We start from the raw sequence: 26,572 nt of genomic DNA, 5'->3' as shown, positions 1-26,572 counted from the left end.
AATAAGAGATTCATATATCCAACACCACTAGTGCTATTGGATACCAGCCTCTTGTGTAACTCTTTATCTGCTCACACCAATATTGATAAAAATACCTTTAGCTCATTAGAAAACAAAAGGGAGAACCTAAGTTCTCCCTATGGATTAACCAAATTGTGTATCACTGATTACGATTTTGGCTCAGACTTTGCGTCAAATTTCGCAGACCAAGTAGCCAAGATATCAGCTCGCTTGCTACCCATTTGCGCAAAATCCATCTCCGCCATATTTTCTTGTACATTCGGGAAGTTGGACACTGTTGCTTTCACTTCTTTATGACCAACCACTGGGTACATTTCTACGTACAGTTCATTAGCACTCTTAGAAATGGACCAGTCAACCACACGTTTCGCTGCGTCAGACTCTTTTACCAAACCAACCGCTTCTGATTCCCAACCAATACCTTTAGGCGTAATCACCGCAAGTGGCGCACCTTGAGTTTTCAGCTTAGCGCCGCGACTTGCCATTGAGATACCAATCGCCACTTCTCCCATACCTGCTTGAACACAAGGTTTAGAGCCTGAATGCGTGTAATGAGCAATATTTTTATCCAGTGCTTTCATGTAATTCCAGCCCTGGTCCTCACCCATGCTTTGAAGCCACGCTGACACCTGCATATATCCAGTACCAGATGACGCTGGGTTTGGCATTGCAATATGGCCTTTGTAAACCGGATCCGTCAGATCTTCCCATGACGATGGTTTAGGTAGGTTCAACTGTTTTGCCACAGCTTCATTGAAACAAACCGCATTGAAATATGCGTCATTACCGAACCAAGCTTGATTCGACTGCGGGTCGTTGAGGTTGGCATGTAGAGACTCAGCACCTTTTGGTGTATATGGCTTAAGCAAGCCTTGCTCTTTCAGCAATGCCATTGAAGAGCCCGCAAGGCCCCATACGACTTCCGCACGCGGGTTGTTTTTTTCAGCAAGGAGTTTTGCTGTCATTATACCCGTAGAGTCACGGACCCACTTAATTGTGATGTCTGGGTTTTCTTTTTCAAATGCCGATTTATATTTTGCAAGAATGTCAGTTTCAAAAGCGGTATAAACCGTCACTTCCTCAGCGGCCATCACATTGGTCGCTAGAACAGAGACAAGCGCAGCCAGCGATCCTTTCATCAAACGGTTCTTCATCATTTTCTCCAGTTAAGACTCTATCGTTTGAGACCAATTCACTTCCCTTTGGGCAAAATACATTGGTCTGTACCAGTTAATGACATACACCCTAAATTGGCTTTGTGACGATTCTATGAATAAAAAATGGCACTTTTTATAAACCTGTTCAAAAAATCCTCCTTCATCACGGACCTAATATTTTCGATATGAAAGTTTTATGAATTTCAGTTTTTGTCTATTTACTCATCGTTTCCTCGCTTGCTAGAGTAAGCTTAAATTCTGGTGTATACCAAAAACAAAATGGATATTAGGATGAATAACGAATACCTACTGCTTACTCCTGGACCTCTATCAACTTCTGCTACTGTTCGCCAAGCCATGCTCAAAGACTGGTGTACTTGGGATGATGATTACAACAGAGATATCGTCGAAGTGATTCGAGCGCAACTGGTGAAGTTAGCCACTCATCACAGCGGCTATACAAGCGTATTGATGCAAGGCAGTGGCACGGCGTCTGTCGAAGCAACAATAGGCAGCGTTATTAGCAAAAAAGGCAAGTTGCTGGTCATCGATAATGGCGCATATGGTGCTCGAATCGCACAAATCGCACAATATTTGGACATCCATTGCCATGTCGTTTCCCCTGGCGAAACATCACAGCCAAACTTGAACGAGGTGGAAACGGCATTGGCAACGGATCCCGATATCACACACGTTGCTGTCGTTCATTGTGAAACGACAACCGGCATGCTTAACCCAATTCAACCCCTGACTAAACTCGCGAAACAATATGGCAAAGTCGTCATCCTAGATGCAATGTCGAGTTTTGGGGGTATCCCAATGGATATTGGTGACATGGGTATCGACTTCATGATCAGCTCAGCCAATAAATGCATTCAAGGCGTACCTGGTTTTGGCTTTGTCATCGCTAAGAAGGAAGAGTTGGAAAAATGTCAGGGTCTTGCACGTTCTCTTAGCTTAGACCTCTATGACCAGTGGCACTGCATGGAAAAGAATCACGGTAAATGGCGTTTCACGTCACCAACTCATACTGTGCGTGCTTTCTACCAAGCTCTGCTAGAGCTGGAACAAGAAGGTGGTATCGAAGCGAGGCACCAGCGCTACCACACCAATCAGACCACGCTGGTCGCTGGTATGCGTTCTCTTGGTTTTGAGCCTTTGCTCAACGACGAGCTTCACTCTCCAATCATTACTTCCTTCTATTCACCCACCCACGAAGATTATCAGTTTAAGACCTTTTATGAACACCTTAAAGAACAAGGGTTTGTGATCTATCCAGGTAAAGTATCGGATGCAGATTGTTTCCGAATTGGCAACATCGGCGAAGTCTACCCACAAGACATTGAACGCCTGATTGGGGCGATAAAAAACGCTATGTACTGGCAAGAAACAGCAACGGTAGCTTAATGCCATGAGTCAATCAGTCAAACCCACTCACTTTCGTAGCGAAGGGGACGTGAACACCACCTCTGCACGACAAGCTTGGAGCGCTTCTTTGAAAGATGAGCAAACGCAAAGCTTACTTCAACGCGATAGTGATGTGTTCGTGCATCAGGCAATGTCGACCCCTTGTTTAGACGCGCTTGAAAGTGCTGAAGGCATTTATCTGCAAGACGCAACGGGCAAGAAATACATGGATTTCCATGGTAACAATGTCCACCAGTTAGGTTACGGCCACCCTCATATCATTAAAAAAGTCACGGAGCAAATAGCAAGCTTGCCATTTTCTCCTCGTCGATTCACCAATGAAACGGCCATCAAATGTGCAGAAAAGCTCACTCAAATCTGTGGCGGAGAGCTAAATCGAGTGCTCTTTGCCCCCGGTGGCACTTCGGCCATAGGAATGGCACTCAAATTAGCTCGCCATGTCACGGGAAACTTCAAGGTGGTATCACTTTGGGACTCGTTTCATGGAGCCTCGCTTGATGCCATTTCCGTTGGAGGCGAAGCTTGCTTCCGAGAAGGTATGGGGCCTTTAATGGCTGGTGTAGAACGCATTCCACCTGCTGTTTCTTATCGGGGGGCATTTCCCAATGCCTCTGATGATGTTCACTACGCCGATTATTTAGAGTATGTCATCGAGAAAGAAGGCGGTATTGGTGCATTTATTGCCGAGGCAGTACGAAACACCGATGTTCAAGTTCCGAGCCAAGCCTATTGGAAACGTGTACGTGAGATTTGTGATAAACACAATGTCATGTTGATCATCGACGATATTCCTAACGGTATGGGGCGTAGCGGTGAATGGTTTACTTATCAAGCTTACGATATTGAACCGGACATTTTATGTATTGGTAAAGGCTTTGGCGGAGGCCTGGTTCCAATTGCAGCTATGGTCACCAAAGACAAATACAACACCGCTGAGCAGATCTCTATGGGTCATTACACCCATGAGAAGAGTCCAATAGGTTGCGCCGCCGCTCTCGCGACCATGGAAGCTATTGAGCAAGAAGGTTTGCTGGAAAAAGTAAAAGACGATAGCAAATTTGTACGTAAAAAATTGCTGGAAATGAAAGAGAAATATCCAGTAATTGGAGACATTCGTGGCATTGGCCTGCTCTGGGGAATAGAGCTCGTTACCAACAAACAAACGAAACAGCGAGCATACGATGAAGCAGAGTCAGTACTTTACCAATGCCTCAACAATGGGCTGAGCTTTAAAGTCTCCCAAGGTAATGTGATTCAGTTGAGTCCTCCACTGATCATTTCACGCCAACAACTGACCGAAGCACTAGCGATCTTTGAAGAAGCAATCGCTAATGTGTGTAATGAATACAACTATTGATAACAAGGTATCAATTATGACTAATTCACCAATCCAAGCCGTTATCTTTGACTGGGCTGGGACTATAGTAGATTTTGGTTCATTTGCTCCAACCAGTATTTTCGTTGAAGCCTTCAAACAAGGTTTCGATTTCGACATAAACCTTGCAGAAGCCCGAGAGCCGATGGGACTGGGTAAATGGGATCACATCCAAGCGGTAGGCCAGCTACCATCTGTCGATAAACGCTGGAACGAACAATTTGGTCGTTCAATGAACAGTGACGATATTGATCGTATTTACGCAGCCTTTATGCCGCTGCAAAAAGCCAAAGTGGCCGTTCACGCAGAACCAATTCTCAATGCCATTGAAGTCGTCGATAATCTAAAAGCTCAAGGTATCAAAATTGGATCCTGTTCAGGTTACCCTCGTGAAGTCATGGATGTGCTTATTCCTGTCGCAGCCGACTATGGCTACAAACCAGACTATGTAGTAGCAACGGATGACCTTCCTCAAGGTGGTCGCCCTGCCCCCTACATGGCACTAAAAAATGTTATCGAACTCAGTGTGACGGATGTTAAGGCATGCATCAAAGTTGATGACGCTGCCCCAGGAATTGACGAAGGGCACAATGCGGGTATGTGGACTGTTGGATTGCTACTATCCGGTAATGAAGCCGGGTTAACTTTCGAAGAATATCAATCTGCAGATGAAGACACGTTGAATAAAGCACGTGAGAAGGCCAAAGCAAAACTCATCAAAAGCGCCCCTCATTACCTCATCGATACGATTTCTGAGCTACCAGACGTGATTAAAGATGTCGAGCGCCGATTAGCAGCTGGAGAGCGCCCATAAACGGTGACAGCTATAGTGAGTATCAGCCAGCTACCACAAAGTAGCTGGCTACTTTTTAAAACAAAAGCATCACTTGCAACTGAGACAAAAACTCTAAGGTTGTCATCATTCCCTCTTCTGTTAGCGTCCAGCAAAACAGAGTAAAGTTTGCTAGTAGTGTCACCCAAAATAGACTTTTAAAGCCTATATCACTGTATTTATGATGCAGAACAGACTGAGCCAACAACGCTCCGGGCCAGCCGCCAAAAACATTGATGATATGAAAAGTGACCGATGGTACTCGCCAACCACCAGTATGAAGCGCGTGTTTATCTAGTGCGTACACCATATATGCAATGGTACTTAGCGTAATGTAGAGCACAAAAGAAAGCGGTGGATAATCAAGGAGAAAAACACTCGCCACAAGAGTGCTGAAAAACCAAATGGCTATTGTAAGCGTAAAATTGAAGACTACCTGACGCTCTATATTAACAGCACATATACCTCCATGCGCATCCTTAGCTAAGCGAAATTGCACTCGTTCACTAATACGAGGAGGATGACCATACGCTTCCAAATCACATAGATGGAACTTAATCTGTGCTTCCTGATCATCAACCGAAATATATCCGTAGCCTTTACTATCATGCCACTCACTAATGGTGCCTTGAATAGCCATAATGATCCCTCTCTCCCTTGAGCGTCCTACTCAAGGATACCTAGCCCAACCAATCTATTGTTTATTTGCACTGCTACGAGTAGTTTAGCTCATAAACAACAAGTTGCTTAATAACATTATAATAATGCTTCAAGTAACCCCAGTTTGGACTCAACATCATTACTGACAGTTTCTGACACTCCACTGCCATACACTCACTTCGAACTTAAAACACAGTCGAAAGGAGTAACACAATGGAAAACGTTATTGAAATGGTTAGCTTTAAACTATTATCAGGTACAACACCGGAGGAATTGGTAGAAGCGGCCAATCAAAGCCAGAAGCTCGTCGCCAATTTAAAAGGCTTTCAATATCGTTCCTTGAGCCATAACGAGGAGAACAACACATGGACAGATGTCGTGTATTGGGACTCAATGGAAGATGCTAAAGCCGCTGGTGAGCAGTTTGTTAACTGTGCTGACTGTCAACCTCTAATGGCACTGATTGACTCCGAATCGGTGAACATGCAACATCAGATTCTCCGAATGAGCGATCTAGCAGCTAAGTACCAGTAATATTGATTTAACGCCTCGCCAAGGAGAACATTTCGATGTTCTCCTTTTAATCAACAAGGAAAGAAATGAGTAAATCGGAAAGATTGTTTGAGCTACTAACCTTGCTGCGTTCAAAGCGCTATGCGGTGACAGCAGCAGAGTTAGCTCAGTCAATGGAAGTCAGTGAACGAACCATTTATCGTGACATTCAGTCGCTGATGAACTCCGGTGTCCCGATTCAGGGGGAAGCTGGTGTGGGCTATGTCCTACAAGCTGGTTCGCATTTACCTCCCTTAATGTTTTCTGAACGGGAAATGATGGCTCTCGTGCTAGGTATGAGGATGGTACGCGCTTGGTCCGATAGCGAACTCGCTGATGCTTCCACAACTGCGTCTACAAAAATTCTTTCCGTATTACCAGACAAACGAAAGCAACAAGTTGAAAGTTTCCCCATTCTAGTCCCCGATTTTTACACGCAAACAGAGTCTGCCCAACATGGACAAATGCTGCGCCATGCGATTGATGCAAAACTGAAAATAGATATTGATTACACCGCAGAAAGTGGCGCTAGAACGCAACGAAGGCTGCAACCACTTGGACAAATGTTCTGGGGAAAAGTGTGGACGCTGGTCGCTTGGTGTGAACTCAGAAATGCCTATCGACATTTCCGGTTAGATAGAATAGAAACACTGAGCATATTGGATCAACAGTTTGAAACTACAGCAGATAAATGCCTAGAGCATTACATCACAATATATGCTCCTAAGGACTAATCGACAGTTAAAAATGTCGGACAGATGTTGGTTGCCATCTTGCATCCACTCATGTCACACAGCACATCAAACTCCACATGTTCAGTTACAAAAGGAGGTCCTTCATCACGGCTCATATCTCTAATATGAAAGAAAATGTGCTGAGTGGGTGAATTTTGTGACGATATCAAACCATAGCCATGTTTTGCATTCCACTTTACGATGACTCCTAACATGCGCTAACCCTCATTCATGATCTTGAAGATTGTACTGACAGGTAGCGCAATAAGATCACCTTCAAGCCAATAATATTTCTTTCAATTCAAATAAAGAACTGACGGTGTGATTCGGGACAATGCCTTCCACATCATCCAGCTTGGCACGATTCAACCAACAGGTTTCAATACCAAAGTTGATACCGCCTAAAATATCGGAATGTGGATTATCGCCCACCATCAGGATTTTACTTTTACATGGGCTGCCCATTTTCTCCAACGCATGAGTGAAAATACCCACATCTGGTTTAGCAATGCCAACTTCTTCTGAAATGATCACATGCTCAAAATAATTGGTCATTCCGGTACGCTCTAAGCGGATCGCCTGTAGCTCAGTAAAACCATTAGTGATAATCCCCAGCTTCGCTTTTCCCTGTAACGCGTCCATTAGCTCTTTTGCCCCCGGTAGCAAGGTACAAATATCTGCCATTGCATCAAGAAATGCGCTGTTTAGCTCTGAGGTCGTCGTTTCAAGCTTTGCTGCCCACTCTTCAAAACGAGTGTGCTTCAATTCATGGGCGGAGATGGCACCGTTCTGATAATCAACCCACAGTGGCTTGTTCACTTTTTGGTAGTGGTTGTAGTCATCCTGTGTAAACTCAACCCCTTGACGAGAGAACATCAACTGCATCCCTTGAAAGGCATCGAAGTGGAACAGGGTTTCGTCAGCATCAAATAAGATCCAATCGTACTTCATTTTTCTCTCCTCAAAATTCGCTGCCAGTGTAGATTGTTTTCCTTAAGATGATAATCTACCAATCAAGAAACTTATTGTTTACTATTACTCAACCAATGCAAGCATACTCGTCCATACCTATTTTTGTTGCCGTCGTAGAGAGCGGAAGCTTCTCAACAGCGGCAGAGAAGCTCCATATAACAAAATCAGCCGTCAGCAAGCGAATTAACCAGCTAGAAGATGAACTGGGGATTCGATTGTTGAACCGCACGACTCGAAAGCTCAGCCTCACGGAAGCCGGACAACGCTACTATGATTACGTAGCTCAATCACTTAGCTTGGCCCAACAAGGGATTGATGCTGTAACAGAACTGCAAGGAAAGCCAACTGGGAAGCTAAAGATCACTGCTCCAATGTCTTTTGGTGTTCTGCATATTGCCCCTCTGGTGGCTGAGTTTTTGAATCTATATCCTGATCTAGAAATTGACTTGCAGCTTGAAGATCAGATGGTTGATCTCGTCCAAGGTGGTTTTGACTTGGGAATCAGAATCGGTCACTTACCTCTTTCCAACTTAGTTGCGAAAAGACTCGCAACATGTCGAAGCATCTTATGTGCCTCTCAACAGTATCTCGATGCATTTGGAGAGCCCGAAAAACCCAGCGATCTTAGTCATCATAATTGTTTACGCTACGCCTATTTTCGTGGTGGAAGTGAATGGACATTTGAAAGTGCTGCGGGATCTTTCAGTGTGGTACCAAAAGGAAAATTAGTCGTCAATAACAGCGAAGCCATTCGACGAGCCTTACTTGAAGGGCTTGGCATCGGCCAACTGCCGACTTTCATTGTCGCTAAAGATATTGCCGCAGGTAACCTCAAACCTGTACTGTCAAACTATGACCTACCTACTCATGCCGTATATGCCATATTCCCAGAAAGAAAACACCTACCACTGAAAGTTCGAGCTTTTGTTGACTTTATCGCCGAAAAATTTGGCTCCGATATCCCCTACTGGGACTCGATTTAAACAAGTGACCGTCATCACCATAAAAACGTGACTGTGTCCTCACTACCAAACCATCGGCCAATTTCGAGGTCAATTTCATGATGTAAGACAAAAGTTAATCAACTTATCAAGACCACAATTAGACCAATCCCAACGCGATGAATCTAGAGGTTTTATGAAACGATTTTTCCCCTCGAGTGTGATGCTCACTCCTTTTGTCGTCAAATATTATTCTGAGCCAGAACAAGATGATAGTGACATTGATACTGATGATGACTCGAACACCTTGTCTCAAACTGATGAGAAAGAATGCGACTCACTTCCGATCTAAAGTATTTATTTTCATCTAACCTATGCAACGTCAGTTTGATAAGGAAATAATTAATGAAGAAAATCGCAGTTATACTCAGTGGCTCAGGTGTATTTGATGGCGCAGAGATTCATGAATCAGTTCTCGCCTTGCACGCGATTGAAAAGCAAGGAGCCAGTTGGCACTGCTTCGCTCCAGATATTGATCAGCTCCATGTGATTAATCACATCACCGGAGAAGAGATGCCGGAAAATCGAAATGTCTTGATCGAAGCGGCTCGTATCGCACGCGGTAATATTGAAGATGTGGCGAAATTAAATGCTGAAGAATTTGACGCACTCGTTCTACCTGGTGGTTTTGGTGCCGCAAAAAACCTGACGGACTTTGCTATTAATGGCGCAGAATGCAGTATCAATACACATGTCGCTTCAGCGTGTCGAGCTTTCGCCCAAGCAAGAAAACCAGCCGGCTATCTGTGCATTGCACCAGCCATCATTCCGATGATTTACGGCAATGGCGTCAAGGGTACAGTCGGCAATGATGAAGCCACTGCTTCTGCGTTCAGTGCATTGGGAGGTGAACATATCAATTGTGAGGTGGACGACATCGTCTTCGATGAAGAGCACAAAGTGCTTTCAACACCTGCATATATGTTAGCGGGCAATATTTCTCAGGCAGCCAGCGGCATCGAAAAACTAGTGAGAAAACTAGTAGAAATTGCTTAATTTCCCGATTCGACACCACAGCTCTCTGCTCAATCAGAGGGCTTTTTTTTCATTTTTCATTTTTCATTTTTCACACAAAACCATCCCTGAACAATATTACGACAATCACGGTTCCTGTTGAATAAACGGTTGCGGTAACCCACTCATATTTAACATTATTATCAGGAAAACTCGGCCTCTCTGACCAAGCTCACAAATCTAGAGCATATATACCACTTTTGGGTAAGCAAATTGTTTGAGATCAAAATTACAAGGCCTCTGTATGTGCCAATCTATTTGTAGTTTTTATTCTAAATATATTCGGAGCAAGTCGATGACAAGTGCATTTTTTATCCCTACTGTAAACTTAATGGGTGCTGGCTGTTTAAAGGATGCAGCAGACAGTGTGCAGTCTCAGGGCTTCAAAAAAGGTCTTATCGTTACAGACAAGATTCTTAACCAAATCGGTGTAGTAAAGCAGGTTCAAGATCTGCTGACAGAACGCGACGTCCAAACTGTAGTGTTTGACGGCACTCAACCTAATCCAACAATAGGAAACGTAAACGACGGCCTGGCTCTACTCGCCGACAACGAATGTGATTTTGTTATTTCTCTAGGCGGTGGGTCTCCACATGATTGCGCAAAAGGAATTGCGCTTGTCGCTTCAAACGGTGGCAAGATCGGCGATTACGAAGGCGTTGATCAATCAGCCAAACCCATGTTACCTCTGATTGCAATCAACACCACTGCTGGAACGGCATCTGAAATGACCCGATTCTGCATCATTACTGATGAAGAACGCCACATTAAGATGGCTATTGTTGACAAACACACCACTCCGCTAATTTCAGTGAATGATCCGGAACTGATGCTAGCAAAACCTGCATCATTGACAGCGGCAACAGGTATGGATGCCCTTACACACGCTATTGAAGCGTATGTTTCTATCGCTGCAACTCCTATCACCGACGCCGTCGCCATCAAAGCTATTGAGCTTATTCAGGCTCATCTGCGCACCGCTGTCGAAAACGGTGAAGATATCGAAGCTCGCGAACAAATGGCTTACGCGCAATTTATGGCCGGTATGGCGTTTAATAACGCTTCTCTGGGTTATGTCCACGCAATGGCTCATCAGCTGGGCGGCTTCTATGACCTACCACACGGGGTGTGTAACGCCATTCTGCTTCCACATGTACAACGATACAACGCGCAGGTGTGCCCTGAACGTTTACGTGATGTTGCGAAAGCGATGGGAGTAGATATTGAAGGTATGACAGCGGAGCAAGGCGCAGAAGCAGCAATCGATGCCATCGTGACACTGGCGAAAGATGTGGGCATTCCTGCGGGCATCAAAGAGCTAGGTGCGAAATCAGAAGACATTCCGACACTCGCAGATAACGCACTGAAAGATGCATGTGGCTTTACCAACCCGAAACAAGCGACTCACGAGGAAATTTCTTCCATCTTCGAAGCCGCTATGTAATTTCGTTTTTCTTTTCCTAACTCAAGCCTCTTTCGGGAGGCTTTTTTCATAGCAGTGTACCTTCCTAAATAAGGTTGACACATTTTCCAACATGAAATTGGAGAGTGTCATGAAATCAACTAGTAAACGAACCCAACGAGATTATTCTCTTGCTTTTAAATTGACGGTTGTCGACCAAGTGATTGACCCTTCTTCGCCCGTGTTAACGGCTGAAATATCGTATGTCATGTTTTTCTCAGCATCCTATACCTCTTCAACATTTAAAGAAAGGTTTCCTTGTGACGCATCATCTGATGAACCAAGGTTACAACCGACTAAGCTCAAACAAGCGGTGACTAGTGCGGCTTTGAACAAAGTTTTGGTGTGAAGAGAACAAAAAATGCTCTTGTTATGCCATTTCTCCACTCTGTTCTTGGTTACGATGTCTTTAGCCCCAATGAAGTAATTCCTGAATTTACCGCTGATACAGCGACTAAAAAAGGAGAAAAGGTTGACTATGCGCTTATAAAGGATGGAACTGTTCAAATTTTAATAGAATGTAAAAAGTTTGGTGAAATATTGGCTACTAAGCATGCAAACCAGTTATTTAGGTACTTTTCAGTAACAAATGCACGTATAGCTATCTTAACTAATGGCAGTCAATATCAGTTTTTTACTGACCTTGATGCGCCAAATAAAATGGACGAAAAACCTTTTTTAACATTAAATTTGGAAGATCTTGATGAGCATGTTATCCCAGAGGTAAAAAACTAACCAAATCTTCGTTTGATGTCGAATCAGTAGTAGATGCTGCTGGAGAGCTTAAATATCTAAATCAAATAAAAAAAGCTTTGAGCGAACAGTTTCAGAATCCAGAGGAAGAGTTTGTTAAGTTTTTTACCTCAAAAGTCTATGATGGCGTTCAGACAGTAAAAGTTAAGGCCCAGTTCATGGACATAACAACTAAGGCATTAAAGCAGTTCCTTAATGACAGTATTAATGCAAGATTGAAGTCTGCGATTGGAGGAGATGATAAAGAATCTATCAAAGTTGCAACTGAGTCAGCAGAAGAGCCACTAGCAAGTAAAATTCAGGAAAAAAACAAGATAATGACAACTGAAGAAGAGATTGAAGGTTTTAATGTAGTCAAAGCAATCCTAAGACAAAAAGTGGATGTACAAAGGGTGTGCGCACGTGATACACAGAGCTATTTTGGTATATTGCTTGATGATAACAATCGAAAGCCGCTATGTCGCCTTTGGTTTAATACGAAGCAAAAGTACATTGGTATTTTCAATGAAGAAAAAAATGAGACTCGTCATCCCATAGACTCCATAGATGATATTTTTAATTTTACTGAACAACTGCAAAGTACGCCCTCTTTATACGACTAAAATACACATAAAATTTTTACGGGTGATTCCCAACGCTTAGCATGTTCGGCTTCGCGTTGGGTTTAGTGTAAGCTATGTAGTTACGTTGCTCACTACTTATGGCGCAGAGTCAACTTCAACAGGTAAGTAATGCTTAGGCTCCAGCTTTAGCCACTCCGGCAATACCGTCCCTATCGATATCGAAGACCAAGTACCAGAAAGAATGCCGATAAACATTGCAATCGCAAACCCTTCAAGCGCATTGCCCCCCATGATCCATAGTGCTGATACTGTGAGTAGCGTGGTGCCGGACGTAACCATGGTTCTGGAGAATGTTGCAATAACTGCTTGATCGTTTATCTCATCAGTAGGTGTAGTCTGTTTGGCCACTAGCAGCTCACGAATGCGGTCTGCAATAATGATAGAATCATTTAACGAGTAACCTAATATTGCCAGAATAGCGGCGAATACAGTTAAATTGAACTCCATCTGAGTAGCAGCAAAGAAACCCAGTACCAAGACGACATCATGAATAAGGGCCAGCAATGAGCCACTTGCCAATCGCCACTCAAAACGGAAGCACAGATAGCCCAGAATGCACATCATCGATATCAGCAACGCCAATCCACCTTGGTCAACCAAATCCTGTCCGACCTGAGACCCTACCATGCTGTTACTCACTATATTCACTTGATGTGATAACCCAGACAATACTGATGGAATATCAGGTGTGCTTTCCCCTTCATCTGGGATTGGGTAACGAATTATCCAACGTCCCTCTTGATCAGAATGCGTCACAGACGTGAACTCTCCCAGCGAAGGCTGTAGAGCTTCGAGCAAATCGCTGTTGTTCAGGGTTTTATCTACCTGAACTTCTGTCACCATACCACCAGTGAAGTCTAGGCCCATATTTAAGCCTTTTACACCGAAGGCAATCAGTGAGATGGCCATCAATCCAACCGAAACAAAACTTGTGATATATCGGATTCGACGGATATTTTGTTTTAGATACTCAACCATAATTAAACCCTTACATCACGACGGCTATCGCGTCCCCAAACTAAATTAATAATTGCGCGTGAAGCGAAAACGCCACTGAACATACTAGTTAACAACCCGAGGCCTAACGTCAGAGCAAAACCTTGGATCGGACCGTTACCGATCGAGTAAAGGACCACCGCCGTGATCATAGTGGTAATATTGGCATCCAGAATGGTACTCAATGCACTGCCAAAGCCTAAATCAATTGACTGAGCAAAAGTTCGCCCCTCTGCCAACTTATCTTTTATTCTTTCAAATATCAGAACATTCGTGTCCACCGCCATACCGACAGTCAGTACAAGCCCTGCAATGCCCGGCAGTGTTAAAACCGCCCCCGGTAATAACGCGATTAGGCCCAGCAAGCTAATCATGTTGACGACAAGTGCCACATTGGCAACCCATCCTAAGCGTCGATACCAAAGCGCCATAAAAATCAACGTCATCGCCATACCAAGCGCTAGTGCCGCAAAACCATTTTCAATGTTTTCGGCTCCGAGTGAGGCACCAATGGTACGTTCTTCAACGATAGTGACGGGCGCAGTTAGTGAACCTGCACGAAGCAGTAACGCTAAATTTTGAGCTTCATCCAAAGTACCTGCTCCAGTAATGCGGAACTGACTACCAAGTTGCGACTGAATAGTGGCAACACTGATGACCTTCTCACTGCGCTCGGTTTCGCCGTTAGCATTGGTCGTGTACTCACGGTATACCGTCGCCATTGGCTTACCAATGTGTTTGCCGGAAAAATCACTCATTGTTTTACCACCAGAGTGATCCAGTGAAATGTTCACCTCGGAAAAACCCATTTTGTCGACACCAGCGCGAGCATTAACGATGTGCTCACCCGTTAAGACCGGACGTTTTGACAGCACTACATCACGGCCATCATTGTCCTTCAGAACAATGTCACCATAGGAAACTCCTTCAGATGGCGCTTTTGCTTCATGAAACGCAAGTGTGGCTGTTGCACCTATGACATTCTTTGCTTGTGAAGGATCTTGCACCCCAGGTAGCTCGATCCGAATGCTGTGCTCTCCCTGTCGTTGTACCAGCGCCTCTGTAATCCCAAGCTCTTCGATACGATCGCGCATGATCTTAAGGTTTTGCTTTATCGTGACGGTTTGGAAATCTGATTTGTTCTGCGCTGTTGGTTTCACTGCTAAATAGTCAGAATGACGCTTAATCTCCCAACCCGAATAATTTTGACGGATATAGTTCGCAGACTGAGTTAACGCTTCTCCTGAGTTACTTTTCAGATCAAAACCATCCACGCCAACTTGGGCAAATTTAACCCCGCGAATATGCTCCCGACGCAACATATCTCGCATTTCATCCACAATGGTATTTCTTTGTTCTTCAAATGCTTTGTCTACATCCACATTAAGCAAGAATTGCACACCGCCTCGAAGATCCAGCCCAAGTTTAATTGGGCTAAAGCCCATGTCACTCAACCACTTGGGTGCAACAGACACGTACGAAAAAGTAATCGAGTCTTGTTTACCTAACAAATCATTCAGCACTTCACGCGCTTGGGTTTGAGCGGTTTCGTTATCAAACACCAAAATGGTGGTGTTATCTTCCTGAGTAATCTCATTCGAGTGGATATTTCGTTGTTCCAAGTAGCGATTCAGTTGCAAGGGATTATCAAGAACTTCATTTTTTTGTGACGTCGTCACTTGAATGGAGGGCAGCTCCCCATACCAAGTTGGGATGGCACTGAGTGCAAAAACGACCACTGTTACAAGCAGCACAACATATTGCCATGCTGAGTAACGGTTCATCACTCTCGCATGTTTTTTATTAGGTGTATTTTTCTTCATATATTTATCTTTTACATGCAATACCTAGTCACGGCTGTAGCCTGATAGGTATAGAAAGTCGCCTGATCCTCAAAGAGGCCGGTCTTAAACTTGTTGATAGAATCTGAAGTGGGACAACAGTGACGTATCGTCCATTTATGCAGCGAATTTACGCTACATTAAGCGCCATCAACAGATTACAGGAAGGCGTTCAAGCGAACTGGCTATTGAGTGCAACGTACAGTGCATTGGACTCTTTCCAGCCCGAGATACGGTGGTTTGAGGAAAACGAATGTGTAACCCAATAGCCTTGACTGGCTAAGGGGTAAAGATAAAGCGAATGAAGAGGAAGCTGTGCTTGACCGGAATAATGGCCATCGCTGGCCCCAGGCGCTTCTCCTTCCTCAGTGTGGCGATCAGATAAGCTCCAACGACTGAGTGGGACAATCGCCACCACATCAACACCAACTTCAGACTGAGATATGGGTTGTTGGGGCGTATCTTCCTGCTGGGACTCTTCAAACAGAGTCTGATAGCCCGCTTGGGACTGAGGTAAGATCTGGGTCGTATGGCGGCTTAAGCGTGCGCTTGCATCATTTTCTGCTTGCGTGAAATACGCCATTGCCTGCGTTGGAAGAACCATCGCAAGCAATAAAAACCAGAAAAAGTGGATAAAACGTTGAGCCATTCACAACACCAATACAAAAAGACAGCTGGATGTTAAGTCCAAGCCTATCTATAAACAACTAAAATTATCTAAAAGCTAACATTCCACATTTGAACAGTAAACAATGTCAGATAAAACCAGTAAAAACCTGAGTCTTCACTGGCTATCGATAGAATATCTCTCCCGTCTTCACATCGAGGTAAACTTTGTTGGCTTGCTTAATTCCTCCACAATAGACAAAGTACACATCCCTTTGCTCAAACGTCAGTGACCGAATCCAACCGCTGGTTTCTTCAAAATCTTCAGGCACACAGGTCTTCTCCTTGAGTAGTTGATCGGTTTTCTGTACAAACATCTCAAAGTGAAGTTTAAAGTCATCAGATTCTTCTATGTAACTGCTGACTGTTTCTACACGTTCTTCTTTAGTTATGGTTGGCGCTACTTCTAGTAAGGCTTCCATTGGCACCCATTCGGCCACTTCTTCCCCTCCCTCCTCGTAAACATAGTAAGGAGAGATACGCCCCCACCCATTTTTCTTCTCCAGAATATGCAGTTTGTCACCACGGTAAACAACGCTTTCCACGAACGCTTCATATTGGGGATATTCTCTAACGCCGAGTTTCGCGGGGCTAACGTAAAAATCTGTCACTTCTGGCTTAGGCGGTGGTGCTTTCTCTTCTTTCACTGGCAGGGGCGGCGGCTTCTTATTCGCCTCCATCATCGCCGCTGCTGCTTCTGCATCTTGCTGCGGCTTTAAGTAGAAGATGTAGTAGCCACCACCAGCACAAGCTATACCGAGTAACAGCAAAACAACCATGATTATCTTTTTCATATTGAGTCAGCGTCTTTTCTATACTTAAGCCATCTTTCATGAACAATATAGCTAATATGAAATGGCACGGGCTATATGTCACTGTAACGGCATTTATATTGATCACTTTACCAATTAAAAGTTTTGGTGAGCATTGCCGTGCAGATACGTGGAATAAAGCCCTCAAATCTCAGCAAAAAGTTGAAGACTGGTATAATACCAAAGCCGAACGTTTCAATCAGTTACTCAAGCTACACCGCCAACAGACATTCCTACACAAAGCCTTCTCTGAACAAGAGATCACCAGTTTTTGGAGACCGGAAAAGCACGCTTTACATTACAAGATGAATCAGCAGATACGTGCTGCCAACACGGTGGTCCAATCACTCAATCAAGAAATGGATGCACTCACTAGTGAATCTGCCATCATTGATAACGCAATCTCAATGTGGGAAGGTATTCACCGCCACTGTAAAGTCGCCCAGTACAAGCTTAATAGCTTTTCTAGCCTGACATACATACAGCTTAATCAGACGTTAAGAAATGACACTCAAATCTTGCTTAGAAAAATAGAGCGGGTCCGACGTATTTACCAGCAAGAAATCGAGGCCCTGGAAAAGAACAAACCATAAACCCCAATCTCCACACTTTGCTAGCGATGTAGTTGCTGTTCGACGGCAACTGCTAAAGCGACAGTCGCTCCCACCATCGGATTATTGCCCATTCCAATAAAACCCATCATCGCAACGTGAGCTGGCACAGAAGAGCTGCCTGCAAACTGAGCATCTGCATGCATTCTTCCCATGGTATCTGTCATCCCATAGGACGCAGGGCCGGCGGCAACATTGTCAGGATGCAAGGTTCGCCCAGTGCCACCTCCTGACGCCACTGAAAAATAGTGTTTACCTAATGCGTTACATTCTGACTTGTAGATGCCTGCGACCGGATGCTGAAATCGCGTTGGATTTGTTGAATTCCCTGTAATACTGACATCGACTGATTCTTTATGCATGATAGCAACGCCTTCACGTACCTCATCGGCACCGTAACACAAGATATCGCCTCGCGCACCTTCAGAGAACCGCTTACGTTCGACTTCGATCAGTTGATTGGTCTGGTAATCAAATTCTGTTCGAATATAGGTAAAACCATTAATGCACGAAATAAGATATGCCGCATCTTTACCCAGGCCATTTAAAATGACCTTAAGAGGTATTTGACGAGACTTGTTGGCATTAAGCGCTATTTTAATCGCCCCTTCAGCAGCAGCGAACGACTCATGACCGGCCAGAAATGCAAAGCATTGGGTTTCTTCACTAAGTAAACGAGCAGCAAGAGCCCCGTGCCCTAAACCGACTTCTCGCTGCGCGGCCACACTGCCCGGTTTACAATATGCCTGCAAGCCTTCACCGATGATATTCGCCGCATCTACCGCAGTCTGAGCTTTTCGATTTATGGCAAGTGCAGAACCCAACGTATAAGCATCACAGGCATTGTCAAAGGCTATGGGCTGAGTCTCCAGTACTACTTTTTTAGGATCAATACCGAAACTCATACAGTATTCATGAGCTTGCTCGATAGTGGATAAGTTCATCTCTTGGAGTAATTGAGTCATTGATTCATTCATAACGGCAGCCTCCTACGCATTACGGGGGTTGATGACTGTGCTGGCTTCGTCAAATCGGCCATAACAGCCCGTTGCGCGCACCATTGCTTCATTCGCATCCATACCTTGATCAAGGTCCGCCATCATCTTGCCCAAGTTCAAGTATTGATACCCTATCACTTCGCTGTATTCATCTAAGGCAAGCTTGGTCACATAGCCTTCTGTTAACTCCATATAACGTACGCCTTTTGCTATGGTTGAATAACTCGTCCCTACCTGGCTGCGTTGTGACTTCCCTAAGTCTTCGAGTGCTGCACCTATTTCTAACCCTCCTTCAGAGAAAGCCGACTGTGTCCGCCCGTAAACAAACTGTAGAAAGATTTCGCGCATCGCTACATTAATGGCATCGCAGACTAAATCAGTATTCAGTGCCTCCAAAATGGTTTTACCTGTGAGGATTTCCGCCGCCATTGAGGCAGAGTGAGTCATGCCCGAGCATCCAATAGTCTCAATCAAGGCTTCTTCGATAGCACCTTGCTTCACATTGAGCGTAAGCTTTGCTGCACCTTGTTGTGGAGCACAAGCCCCAACTCCGTGGCTCAAGCCCGAAATAGCGATGACTTCTTTTGGACGTATCATTTGGCCTTCAACAGGGATAGGTGAAGAAGGGTGTAATTCTCCGCGCTGAATCGGACACATGGATTCAATTTCACAAGAGTATTGCATGGTGTTTTCCTCTTAATCGGAAAACAAGTGGAAGTGGGTCGTGGATTTTCACTACTACAGAACTAACAACCTGATTTGATCAGATTACCTTTCGACGAATCACTTGTTTTCGTATTCTGTAGGAGTCATCAGCCACAGTGGCGGTTAAATAGGTGGAACCCCATCACCTGCGTAATTAGAGTAGATCCAAGTCGCACATAATCACAAGACCTCTTTTAGAACGATTATGTATTAAAAGAAACTACGTTAGATCAACTCAAACCATCATAAAAAGAAAGACTGCATTAAATGCAGCCTTTAGAATTATACACATCGCTTACTTGAAACCGTCACAGGCGCGTCTTTAATCCCTGCGTAAAATACAATGATTTCAGCGGGCTCATTACCTTCGTTACGACCATAATGACAAGTGTTAACCACTTCAACTAGTGAATCTCCCGCCTTCATTTCCAACACCTTTTTGCCCTTTACCTCATCTTGAGTAATGACTGTTAACTGACCTTTAGTCAAAACACCAGCGTTGATTGCAGGGTGCTCATGCAAAGGAAGCTGTGCCTTAGGTGGAATAGTAATTTTCAGGACGGTGATTTCCGGTATGCCTTGGCCGTAGCTTGGAAGTTCAGAACCTTCCCAGCTTCGAGAAGATTTCGCTAACTGCTCCACTTTAGGTGTCATTTTATCGCCTAAACTTTGCTCTTCATTAGCAAACGACTGACCTGATAAAGAAACGGTAAGGCATGCCGCTATAAATAGTCTGTTCATCATATATCCTGTAGTTCTGTTATTTGAATGGTTGTGAATTTAAAGTGGTATTAAATTTTAAAAAAATATATTTCCAACCACTATACCTGTCAAACCTCTAAGATAAGTCTTACTAATATTTAATTTAAATTAACTTATCTTGTCAGTGAAAATAAAAAAATAATTAATACTTACTCATCGTAACGGAGACTTAAAATCATATAAAGGACAAAACCTTTAAAAGATAGTAATATCACTAATAGAAATTATTCAGCATTACCACTCTCTTAAATAAATCAAATTATGATTTAGGATTAATTAACCACTTACTGATGGAAAATCCATTAAATGATAATGGTAAATCGATATAGGATAAGGGCGGCAATAAAGGTGGGGATATGTTCAGTGAGATAAAACGGCCTGAAGCAAAACAGAGGAAAGCTTCAGGCCTTTATGGTTAATCTTTCAATTTATCGCATTTCGCTGCACAGATGAAATCGTTACGGTGCAGGCCTTGGATTGAGTGGCTCCACCATGTGATGGTTACTTTACCCCATTCCAATAGTATCGAAGGGTGGTGAAACTCATCTTCAGCCAATTCGGCAATCTTATTAGCAAATGCCCACGCTAACTTAAAGTTCTTAAATTTGTATTCCTTCTCTAGCTGAGGAATACCATCTCGCTCTATTAGCATCCAATCGTTAAGCTCTGTAAGCAGCAATCTTTGCTCTTCTTTGTTCAGTGCAATCGCATCACTGCTGCAGGCTTCACATCGTAATTCATTAAGCATGGGTGATTTCCTTTGGTTCAAATAGCGGAGGTAGCAATCCCGCGTTCATTGCCTGATGTACATGAGACATCAGATCCGTTTTACTTAGCTTGTATAACTGCCTAATATCTTCGAGCAGAAAATATATTGGTTGCATAATATCAATGCGATATGGCGTCCTCAGTACAGTATGAAGATCAAACCCTTCTCTCAACGGGCGCTCGTCATCTAAGGCATACAGTGTTTCTCCAGGAGAAGATAAAATCCCTCCCCCATAAATTTTGCATTCTTGGCCTTCTTTCACCAAACCAAACTCCACAGTAAACCAGTAAAGCCTAGCTAAATACACCCGTTCTTTACTTGTCGCGTCTTTGCCAAGTTGACCGTAAATATGCGTGAACTCAGCAAATTCCGGATTGGTGAGCATCGCACAATGGCCAAAAATTTCGTGAAAGAAATCGGGTTCTTGTAAGTAGTCAAACTCTTCACGTGAGCGTAAGAAGGTGGCCACCGGAAATTTCTTATTTGCCAGTAGAGCGAAAAAACGATCAAAGTTTATCAATGCAGGAACAGGTTCGACTTGCCACCCGGTTTCTCTTTGTAAGACTTGATTAATTTCAGGCAGTTGAGGGACTCTATCGAGTGGTAGATTGAGCAACTCAAGGCCACGAAGATATTCCTTACAAGCACGCTGATTAACTAAATCCAACTGACGTGAGACAAGATCATGCCAGATCTGATCTTCTTCGCCGCTCCAGTCGACAATTCCTTGTTTATTAACAGGTTTAGATACGTACTGAGTCATCACATTTCCTTTTAACAACTCTTTTACATTAAGCCTATCCCCTCACGAAATCGGTGACAATTCGTCCACTTACATCACCCTCACGACCAGTGTAACATTTATTTTACATTTTCGTTTTTTTTGCTTATTTTTCAGCGATATGTTTATTGGCTGATTGTTTGACATTGGCTATTTTTGCAACAAAACTTAGCCATAGTTATGGAAAAGTGTGTAAGACGAGGAAGTCATGTCCACTCAAAAGTCAGTTGAGCCACTCCCACTTTGGGAGCCTAGCCAAGAAAGAATGGCCGCATCCAATCTGTATCAATTTATCCAGCATATCAACATGCAGGGAGAGGTCATTGAAAATTATAGTGATTTACACCAATGGTCTGTAGAAAATAAAAAGCATTTCTGGATGGAGATTTGGCACTTTTGCGATGTAATCGGATTCAAAGGTGATTGCATTCATGGCGAAGGAATAGCGCGTTGGGAAAAGTTCTTATCCAATCGCGACACTATCTGGTTCCCACAGTCTCAGCTAAACTACGCTGAAAACCTGCTCTCCTATGCATTTCAAGAGCCTGAAGGCGTGGCTATCTGGTTTAAAAATGAGCGCGGCCAAAGCCGTAAGCTAACTTGGCAACAACTGTGCGATCAGGTGTCTATTGTTCAGCAATGGTTAAAACAAAACGGTGTAGAAAAAGGTGACGTGGTCGCCGGATACCTACCCCATATGCCAGAAACGGTCGTCGCTATGCTTGCGACAACCAGTTTAGGCGCCATATGGACATCCACTTCCCCTGATTTTGGGGTGGAGAGTGTCAAAGAAAGATTTGGACAGGTTCAACCTAAGATTTTGTTTTGCTGCAACGGTTATAGCTTCAACGGTAAAACATTCAACATGGATGAAAAAAACAACCAAATTGTGAAGGCTATATCCAGCATTCAAAACACCTGCCACATTGATTATTTGCAGATTGGGCAAGAAGGGCCCCACAGCAATGAAAAGTTTTCTGACTGGGAGTCGATTTTAGCCAGCTACATCCCTCGTGGAGTGCGATACCAACGCGTCGGATTCAATGACCCACTGTTTGTCCTCTACTCCTCCGGCACCACCGGCAAGCCTAAATGTATCGTCCATTCCGTCGGTGGCACGATACTTAACCATTTGAAAGAGCATCAACTGCATTGTGATATTCAGCCAAGTGATCGCGTGTTTTATTACACTACCTGTGGTTGGATGATGTGGAACTGGCACGTTTCCGCCCTCGCCAGTGGTGCGACTCTCGTCATTTTCGACGGCAGCCCTATGTATCCAATGCCAAGTGTTTTATGGGAATTGGCCGAAGAAGCACAAGTCAGTTTATTTGGCACATCAGCTAAGTATCTCGAAGCACTGCAAAAAGCAGAGTTCAACCCGACTCATTACTACCGCCTAGAAAGCCTTAAAACTCTTTGTTCAACTGGTTCCGTACTCTACCCACAGCAGTATGACTACGTCTATAGTTGCATCAAGGCAGATGTTCACTTGGCTTCTATCTCCGGTGGCACTGATATTTGTGGCTGTTTTGTTCTCGGTAACCCAATTTCTCCGGTGTATCGCGGTGAATGTCAGGCGGCGGGACTGGGGTTAGATGTCCGAGTATTCAATGAGCAAGGACAGCCCGTCGAGAATCAGCGCGGTGAACTCGTTTGTCTTAACAGCTTCCCGAATCAACCCGTCGGCTTTTGGCATGACAATGGTGAACGCTACCACAACGCTTATTGGGATAAGTACCACAACACATGGCACCATGGGGATGATGTAGAAATAACAGACAACGGGGGAATGGTTTTCTATGGCCGTAGTGATGCCACCCTCAACCCTGGGGGCGTTCGGATAGGCACAGCGGAGATCTACCAGCAGGTTAACCAGCTTGAAGAAGTCAAGGATTCTATTGCTGTTGGTCGGGTCACAGACGGTGATGAGAGAGTGGTGCTGTTCGTTCAGTTAAATGACAACCGTACACTTAACGATGAACTCATTTCAACCATCAAGTTACAGCTCAAAACTCAATGCTCACCTAGGCATGTACCCGCTGAAATCTACCCCATTAGCGAAGTACCAAAAACCAAATCTGGTAAGTTAGTGGAGCTGGCCGTCAAACAGGCCTTACACGGTAAAGAAGTCCTGAACAAAGGGGCAATAGCTAACCCTCACGTATTGGATGAAATTGCTCAATACGCGACTCAAGCGGTGTCTTAAACAAAAAGCCCGAACAACAATCGTTCGGGCTTACAAAATTTTGAAGTTGGCGTTATTTCTTTGCTATCGCCATCAGTACTGTCAACTTACCTTGCGGCGTGTCTATACTGAACGGCGTTGTGACTTCGACCTCATCAAACCCAACACTGCTCAATACCTGCAAAACATGTGTTGGGGTCATTCCACCTTCTTCGTCTTTCTCAGATAACCAGTCCCAGTGAACAAAGTGGTTTCCTTTATTAAGCAAGCTATAGACAATATCGACAATATCAGAGTAGTTAGGTAGAAAACTGCAAACAGACGATGCGACAACGAGATCAAACTGATTGCGAAACGCTGGATGCATTGCGACCAAACCACGAGACAAGTAGTCAACAACAGGTTCAACATTATTCAGCTCTTTCATGTCCAGTTGCTCAATCATGGCTTCTGAACTGTCTAGCGCGACAATATCTTTCGCGAGAGGAGAAAGTTTCTGGCTTAGTAATCCTGTACCACAACCAAAATCGAAAATACGCTTCCCTTGGACATCGACAATTTCTTGCAGAGAGTCGAATGCTTTCTGTGCATACAAGACTGCTGAAGGTTCGCTTTCCCACTCTGCTGCGTAATCATCCCAATTTGTAGCCATCATGATCTCCCTGTTACCTCATTCATTTGGCGTCCAGTAAGAGTATCAAAACTGCATAAAATTCATAGCTTTTGCCACCAGAAAACAGACAAGCGTAATGTATTCTTATAACATTAGCTTATATAAACACCAATGACGTGAATTACTCAGATGAACCTATCGCAGATTGAAGCCTTTTGTACTGTTGTTGATACTGGGTCAGTATCCGAGGCCGCCAGGCAACTCGAATGCAATCGCACTAAGCTGAGCATGTCCATTAAAGCACTTGAAAAAGACCTTAATATTGAACTATTTATACGTACAGGTAATCATGTATCTCTATCTGAGGCTGGCAAAGCCATCTATAAAGATTGCCAGAATTTACTGGTAACGGTTTCCCGTATTCGTCAGACCTGCGCGCAAGTTTCAGGCGAATTCAACGCCGAAGTCTGGATAGCACGTGATGACTCACTACCAGACGACATGTGGCAAGAACTTTCTCACCGATTGAACAATAAATTTCCAGCGACCTCATTCAACATTGTGCTGGCATCCAGTGGAGATTTAGCCAATTTAGTCACAACACAGCAAGTCGACTTTGCCTTTGGTATCGACTACGAGCGCATTGACGATCCACACATCAGCTATCACCCTTTAGGTAAAATAAGGCTGATGTCTGTCTGTAAGGCCGATCATCGTCTTAGCCAACTTCGACGTGTTTCAGACGAAGAGCTTCGCAACGCAAATCAAGCGGTGATGGTGTATTTGAATGAAAAAGATAATCCGGAATTGCAACCTTTTTCTCTGCGCCATATTGGCTTTTCCAGCTTTGATTACATACTCAAAACCATTCTTACAGAAGACGCCTGGGGAGTGCTCCCTGAACCGCTCATACGCCATCACTTGCGCAAGCAAGAACTGGCGGTCATTAAACATACCTATGGCCTGACTCAAGAGGACTACTGTATGTTTACCGCCGCAGGCATGGCAGAACACCCCGGCATGTCCTGGTTAGCTGACAAACTTAACGAATATCTGTTTGATTTTTAACTGCCGCCTCGATTAAAAAACCAAAACCAAGCTGTAAAGTGATAGATTCCGTTTACAACACGACAGTCAGTGACAATTTAACTGACACCAAAAATAACAACTAATCCATTGATTTAAAAGTACTTTAATTTAAAGCAAAGAACATTGTCTATTTTAAAGTCAGATCGAGTTTGTCAAATTCTCTCAGTATGAGAAGAATAAAGGTATGTATAGCGAAGAGAAAACTCTATGTGTGCCAGGACAAGCTTAAATGAAAAACGAATACTGACTTTCTCAGCCCTTTTAGCTTCAGGCTTTGCAGTTGGCGGGTTGGTACTCGGTCTGCTTGTTGGTTCATTAGTCATTGTCTTTGATGGGGTTTATTCTTCAGTTAGTCTGCTGCTAACTTTATTGTCGCTCGCAGTATCTAAGTACATTCAAAGCCCATCCCGAAGTCACTTCCCCTTTGGTAAAGCAGTCTTAGAGCCAGTTGTTATCGCAACTAAAGGTAGTGTCATCCTTCTTATTGTTGCGTACTCACTTTATTCTGCCATTATCGCAGTGTTCAATGGTGGACGTGAAGTCGATGCCTCTATCGCTACCTTGTTTGGTGTAGTCAATGTTCTAGGCTGTGGTTACGCGTGGTGGCACATTGCTAAAAAGTCCAAGCGTTTTTCATCTGGTTTAATCGAAGCGGAAGTCAAACAATGGCAAATGGACACATTATTAAGTGTTGCCGTCACTTTAGGCTTTATAGCTGCATGGGTAGTTGCCTTATCTCCACTTGCTGAATATTCGGTTTACGCTGATCCTATGATGATGATTCTGATGTCCTTTTACTTCATCAAAGTACCCTATGAGATGCTTAAAGAAGCGGTTCGTGAACTCCTGATGATGCCTCCTAGTGATGAGATCTGTGATGCAGTTGATCAAGGTGTATCGGCACTGGTTAAAGAAGTAAAACAACAAATTGAGTTAACGGCTGTCACTAAAGTGGGTCGTGAGCTTAGAGTGAACCTTGATGTCCATTCAGCAGAGAAACAGGTGGCTATCGCAGATATTGAGAAAACACGTCGCATTTTGAAAGATAAACTCTCTAAGCTACCGCTCGACCTCAGACTTAATTTGCATATTGCGGGTTAATTAACCCATTGTTAAAACATTAGAAATCTCCCTCTGAAGAGGGAGATTTTGTTATT

Annotated in this window: 27 protein-coding genes, 1 pseudogene and 1 riboswitch; of the genes and pseudogenes, 15 read left to right on the top strand and 13 right to left on the bottom strand. The window is 43.9% G+C overall.

Translation table 11 applies throughout. The annotated features are described in order from the left end of the window. Positions 1 to 167: 167 nt before the first annotated feature. Complete coding sequence (locus tag L1D31_RS06450; RefSeq protein WP_239836222.1) at positions 168 to 1,178, bottom strand: putative 2-aminoethylphosphonate ABC transporter substrate-binding protein; 1,011 nt, start codon at positions 1,176 to 1,178, stop codon at positions 168 to 170. A gap of 291 nt (positions 1,179 to 1,469) precedes the next feature. Here L1D31_RS06450 and phnW point away from each other — a divergent pair, with 291 nt between their 5' ends. Genes phnW through phnX form a run of 3 tightly spaced genes read left to right on the top strand, consistent with a single transcriptional unit; the run spans position 1,470 to position 4,795 of the window. Continuing rightward, positions 1,470 to 2,585, top strand: coding sequence for a 2-aminoethylphosphonate--pyruvate transaminase (phnW, locus tag L1D31_RS06445; RefSeq protein WP_239836221.1), 1,116 nt, complete (start codon positions 1,470 to 1,472; stop codon positions 2,583 to 2,585). A 4-nt stretch (positions 2,586 to 2,589) separates the two neighbouring features. After that, positions 2,590 to 3,963 (top strand): aspartate aminotransferase family protein, encoded by a 1,374-nt coding sequence (locus L1D31_RS06440; protein WP_239836220.1) that lies wholly within the window; start codon positions 2,590 to 2,592, stop codon positions 3,961 to 3,963. Positions 3,964 to 3,979: 16 nt separating this feature from the next. After that, entirely contained in the window at positions 3,980 to 4,795 is an 816-nt protein-coding gene (gene phnX / locus L1D31_RS06435) for a phosphonoacetaldehyde hydrolase (RefSeq protein WP_239836219.1), read from the top strand. 55 nt (positions 4,796 to 4,850) lie between these two features. Here phnX and L1D31_RS06430 read toward each other — a convergent pair whose 3' ends face one another. Further along, positions 4,851 to 5,453, bottom strand: a complete 603-nt coding sequence (locus L1D31_RS06430; RefSeq protein ID WP_239836218.1) for a DUF1294 domain-containing protein — start codon at positions 5,451 to 5,453, stop codon at positions 4,851 to 4,853. A 233-nt stretch (positions 5,454 to 5,686) separates the two neighbouring features. On the opposite strand from L1D31_RS06430, the gene L1D31_RS06425 reads away from it, so the two are divergent. Continuing rightward, positions 5,687 to 6,007 (top strand): hypothetical protein, encoded by a 321-nt coding sequence (locus tag L1D31_RS06425; RefSeq protein ID WP_239836217.1) that lies wholly within the window; start codon positions 5,687 to 5,689, stop codon positions 6,005 to 6,007. 65 nt (positions 6,008 to 6,072) lie between these two features. After that, positions 6,073 to 6,759, top strand: a complete 687-nt coding sequence (locus L1D31_RS06420) for a YafY family protein (protein WP_239836216.1) — start codon at positions 6,073 to 6,075, stop codon at positions 6,757 to 6,759. A 276-nt stretch (positions 6,760 to 7,035) separates the two neighbouring features. On the opposite strand, the gene yjjG is transcribed toward L1D31_RS06420, so the two are convergent. Then, positions 7,036 to 7,710 carry a pyrimidine 5'-nucleotidase gene (gene yjjG / locus L1D31_RS06415; protein WP_239836215.1) on the bottom strand — a complete coding sequence of 225 codons (675 nt, stop codon included), beginning with the start codon at positions 7,708 to 7,710 and terminating at the stop codon, positions 7,036 to 7,038. 95 nt (positions 7,711 to 7,805) lie between these two features. On the opposite strand from yjjG, the gene L1D31_RS06410 reads away from it, so the two are divergent. From L1D31_RS06410 to L1D31_RS22655, 6 genes and pseudogenes are all read left to right on the top strand, one after another. Continuing rightward, a complete protein-coding gene (locus tag L1D31_RS06410) occupies positions 7,806 to 8,714 on the top strand; it encodes a LysR family transcriptional regulator (protein WP_239836395.1) in 909 nt (302 codons plus the stop codon). A 154-nt stretch (positions 8,715 to 8,868) separates the two neighbouring features. After that, complete coding sequence (locus L1D31_RS06405; RefSeq protein ID WP_239836214.1) at positions 8,869 to 9,024, top strand: hypothetical protein; 156 nt, start codon at positions 8,869 to 8,871, stop codon at positions 9,022 to 9,024. Between the two features lie 53 nt (positions 9,025 to 9,077). Beyond that, on the top strand, positions 9,078 to 9,728 hold the full coding sequence (gene elbB / locus L1D31_RS06400; protein WP_239836213.1) for an isoprenoid biosynthesis glyoxalase ElbB: 651 nt from the start codon (positions 9,078 to 9,080) through the stop codon (positions 9,726 to 9,728). A 313-nt stretch (positions 9,729 to 10,041) separates the two neighbouring features. Next, the gene (yiaY, locus tag L1D31_RS06395) at positions 10,042 to 11,190 is read left to right on the top strand and encodes an L-threonine dehydrogenase (protein ID WP_239836212.1); all 1,149 of its coding nucleotides are present in this window, start codon (positions 10,042 to 10,044) and stop codon (positions 11,188 to 11,190) included. A 109-nt stretch (positions 11,191 to 11,299) separates the two neighbouring features. Then, positions 11,300 to 11,557 carry a hypothetical protein gene (locus L1D31_RS06390; RefSeq protein WP_239836402.1) on the top strand — a complete coding sequence of 86 codons (258 nt, stop codon included), beginning with the start codon at positions 11,300 to 11,302 and terminating at the stop codon, positions 11,555 to 11,557. 5 nt (positions 11,558 to 11,562) lie between these two features. Continuing rightward, positions 11,563 to 12,563, top strand: a pseudogene (locus L1D31_RS22655) (type I restriction endonuclease); the annotation flags it as partial. 96 nt (positions 12,564 to 12,659) lie between these two features. On the opposite strand, the gene secF reads toward L1D31_RS22655, so the two are convergent. The 4 genes from secF to L1D31_RS06360 form a co-directional block, all read right to left on the bottom strand. Next, positions 12,660 to 13,562: a protein translocase subunit SecF gene (gene secF / locus L1D31_RS06375; RefSeq protein ID WP_239836209.1), complete on the bottom strand. Its 903-nt coding sequence runs from the start codon at positions 13,560 to 13,562 to the stop codon at positions 12,660 to 12,662. Positions 13,563 to 13,564: 2 nt separating this feature from the next. Continuing rightward, complete coding sequence (secD, locus tag L1D31_RS06370; RefSeq protein WP_239836208.1) at positions 13,565 to 15,403, bottom strand: protein translocase subunit SecD; 1,839 nt, start codon at positions 15,401 to 15,403, stop codon at positions 13,565 to 13,567. 190 nt (positions 15,404 to 15,593) lie between these two features. Beyond that, positions 15,594 to 16,070 (bottom strand): hypothetical protein, encoded by a 477-nt coding sequence (locus L1D31_RS06365; protein ID WP_239836207.1) that lies wholly within the window; start codon positions 16,068 to 16,070, stop codon positions 15,594 to 15,596. Positions 16,071 to 16,212: 142 nt separating this feature from the next. Beyond that, a complete protein-coding gene (locus L1D31_RS06360; protein WP_239836206.1) occupies positions 16,213 to 16,881 on the bottom strand; it encodes a hypothetical protein in 669 nt (222 codons plus the stop codon). 38 nt (positions 16,882 to 16,919) lie between these two features. Here L1D31_RS06360 and L1D31_RS06355 point away from each other — a divergent pair, with 38 nt between their 5' ends. Next, positions 16,920 to 17,492: a hypothetical protein gene (locus L1D31_RS06355; protein WP_239836205.1), complete on the top strand. Its 573-nt coding sequence runs from the start codon at positions 16,920 to 16,922 to the stop codon at positions 17,490 to 17,492. Between the two features lie 20 nt (positions 17,493 to 17,512). On the opposite strand, the gene L1D31_RS06350 is transcribed toward L1D31_RS06355, so the two are convergent. The 5 genes from L1D31_RS06350 to phhA form a co-directional block, all read right to left on the bottom strand. Then, positions 17,513 to 18,487 (bottom strand): GGGtGRT protein, encoded by a 975-nt coding sequence (locus L1D31_RS06350; RefSeq protein ID WP_239836204.1) that lies wholly within the window; start codon positions 18,485 to 18,487, stop codon positions 17,513 to 17,515. Between the two features lie 12 nt (positions 18,488 to 18,499). Beyond that, entirely contained in the window at positions 18,500 to 19,192 is a 693-nt protein-coding gene (locus L1D31_RS06345) for an iron-sulfur cluster assembly scaffold protein (RefSeq protein WP_239836203.1), read from the bottom strand. Positions 19,193 to 19,304: 112 nt separating this feature from the next. Next, a riboswitch (Fluoride riboswitch) is annotated at positions 19,305 to 19,369 on the bottom strand. Between the two features lie 126 nt (positions 19,370 to 19,495). Next, positions 19,496 to 19,954, bottom strand: coding sequence for a cupin domain-containing protein (locus L1D31_RS06340; protein ID WP_239836202.1), 459 nt, complete (start codon positions 19,952 to 19,954; stop codon positions 19,496 to 19,498). A 436-nt stretch (positions 19,955 to 20,390) separates the two neighbouring features. Then, positions 20,391 to 20,723, bottom strand: a complete 333-nt coding sequence (locus L1D31_RS06335; protein ID WP_239836201.1) for a 4a-hydroxytetrahydrobiopterin dehydratase — start codon at positions 20,721 to 20,723, stop codon at positions 20,391 to 20,393. Beyond that, on the bottom strand, positions 20,716 to 21,507 hold the full coding sequence (gene phhA, locus L1D31_RS06330; RefSeq protein ID WP_239836200.1) for a phenylalanine 4-monooxygenase: 792 nt from the start codon (positions 21,505 to 21,507) through the stop codon (positions 20,716 to 20,718). Before phhA ends, L1D31_RS06335 begins: the two co-directional genes overlap by 8 nt. Before the next feature lie 226 nt (positions 21,508 to 21,733). Here phhA and L1D31_RS06325 point away from each other — a divergent pair, with 226 nt between their 5' ends. Beyond that, on the top strand, positions 21,734 to 23,734 hold the full coding sequence (locus tag L1D31_RS06325) for an acetoacetate--CoA ligase (RefSeq protein WP_239836199.1): 2,001 nt from the start codon (positions 21,734 to 21,736) through the stop codon (positions 23,732 to 23,734). A 52-nt stretch (positions 23,735 to 23,786) separates the two neighbouring features. On the opposite strand, the gene L1D31_RS06320 is transcribed toward L1D31_RS06325, so the two are convergent. Further along, complete coding sequence (locus tag L1D31_RS06320) at positions 23,787 to 24,365, bottom strand: methyltransferase domain-containing protein (RefSeq protein WP_239836394.1); 579 nt, start codon at positions 24,363 to 24,365, stop codon at positions 23,787 to 23,789. A gap of 150 nt (positions 24,366 to 24,515) precedes the next feature. On the opposite strand from L1D31_RS06320, the gene L1D31_RS06315 reads away from it, so the two are divergent. After that, complete coding sequence (locus L1D31_RS06315; RefSeq protein WP_239836198.1) at positions 24,516 to 25,394, top strand: LysR family transcriptional regulator; 879 nt, start codon at positions 24,516 to 24,518, stop codon at positions 25,392 to 25,394. Positions 25,395 to 25,622: 228 nt separating this feature from the next. Beyond that, positions 25,623 to 26,516 (top strand): cation diffusion facilitator family transporter, encoded by an 894-nt coding sequence (locus L1D31_RS06310; RefSeq protein ID WP_239836197.1) that lies wholly within the window; start codon positions 25,623 to 25,625, stop codon positions 26,514 to 26,516. Positions 26,517 to 26,572: the final 56 nt, after the last annotated feature.

This window comes from Vibrio sp. Isolate23 (genome assembly GCF_022398095.1).
Lineage (GTDB): Bacteria > Pseudomonadota > Gammaproteobacteria > Enterobacterales > Vibrionaceae > Vibrio > Vibrio coralliilyticus_A.
Note: the sequence above shows the minus strand (reverse complement) of the source record. Positions and strands in the feature narration are given on the sequence as shown.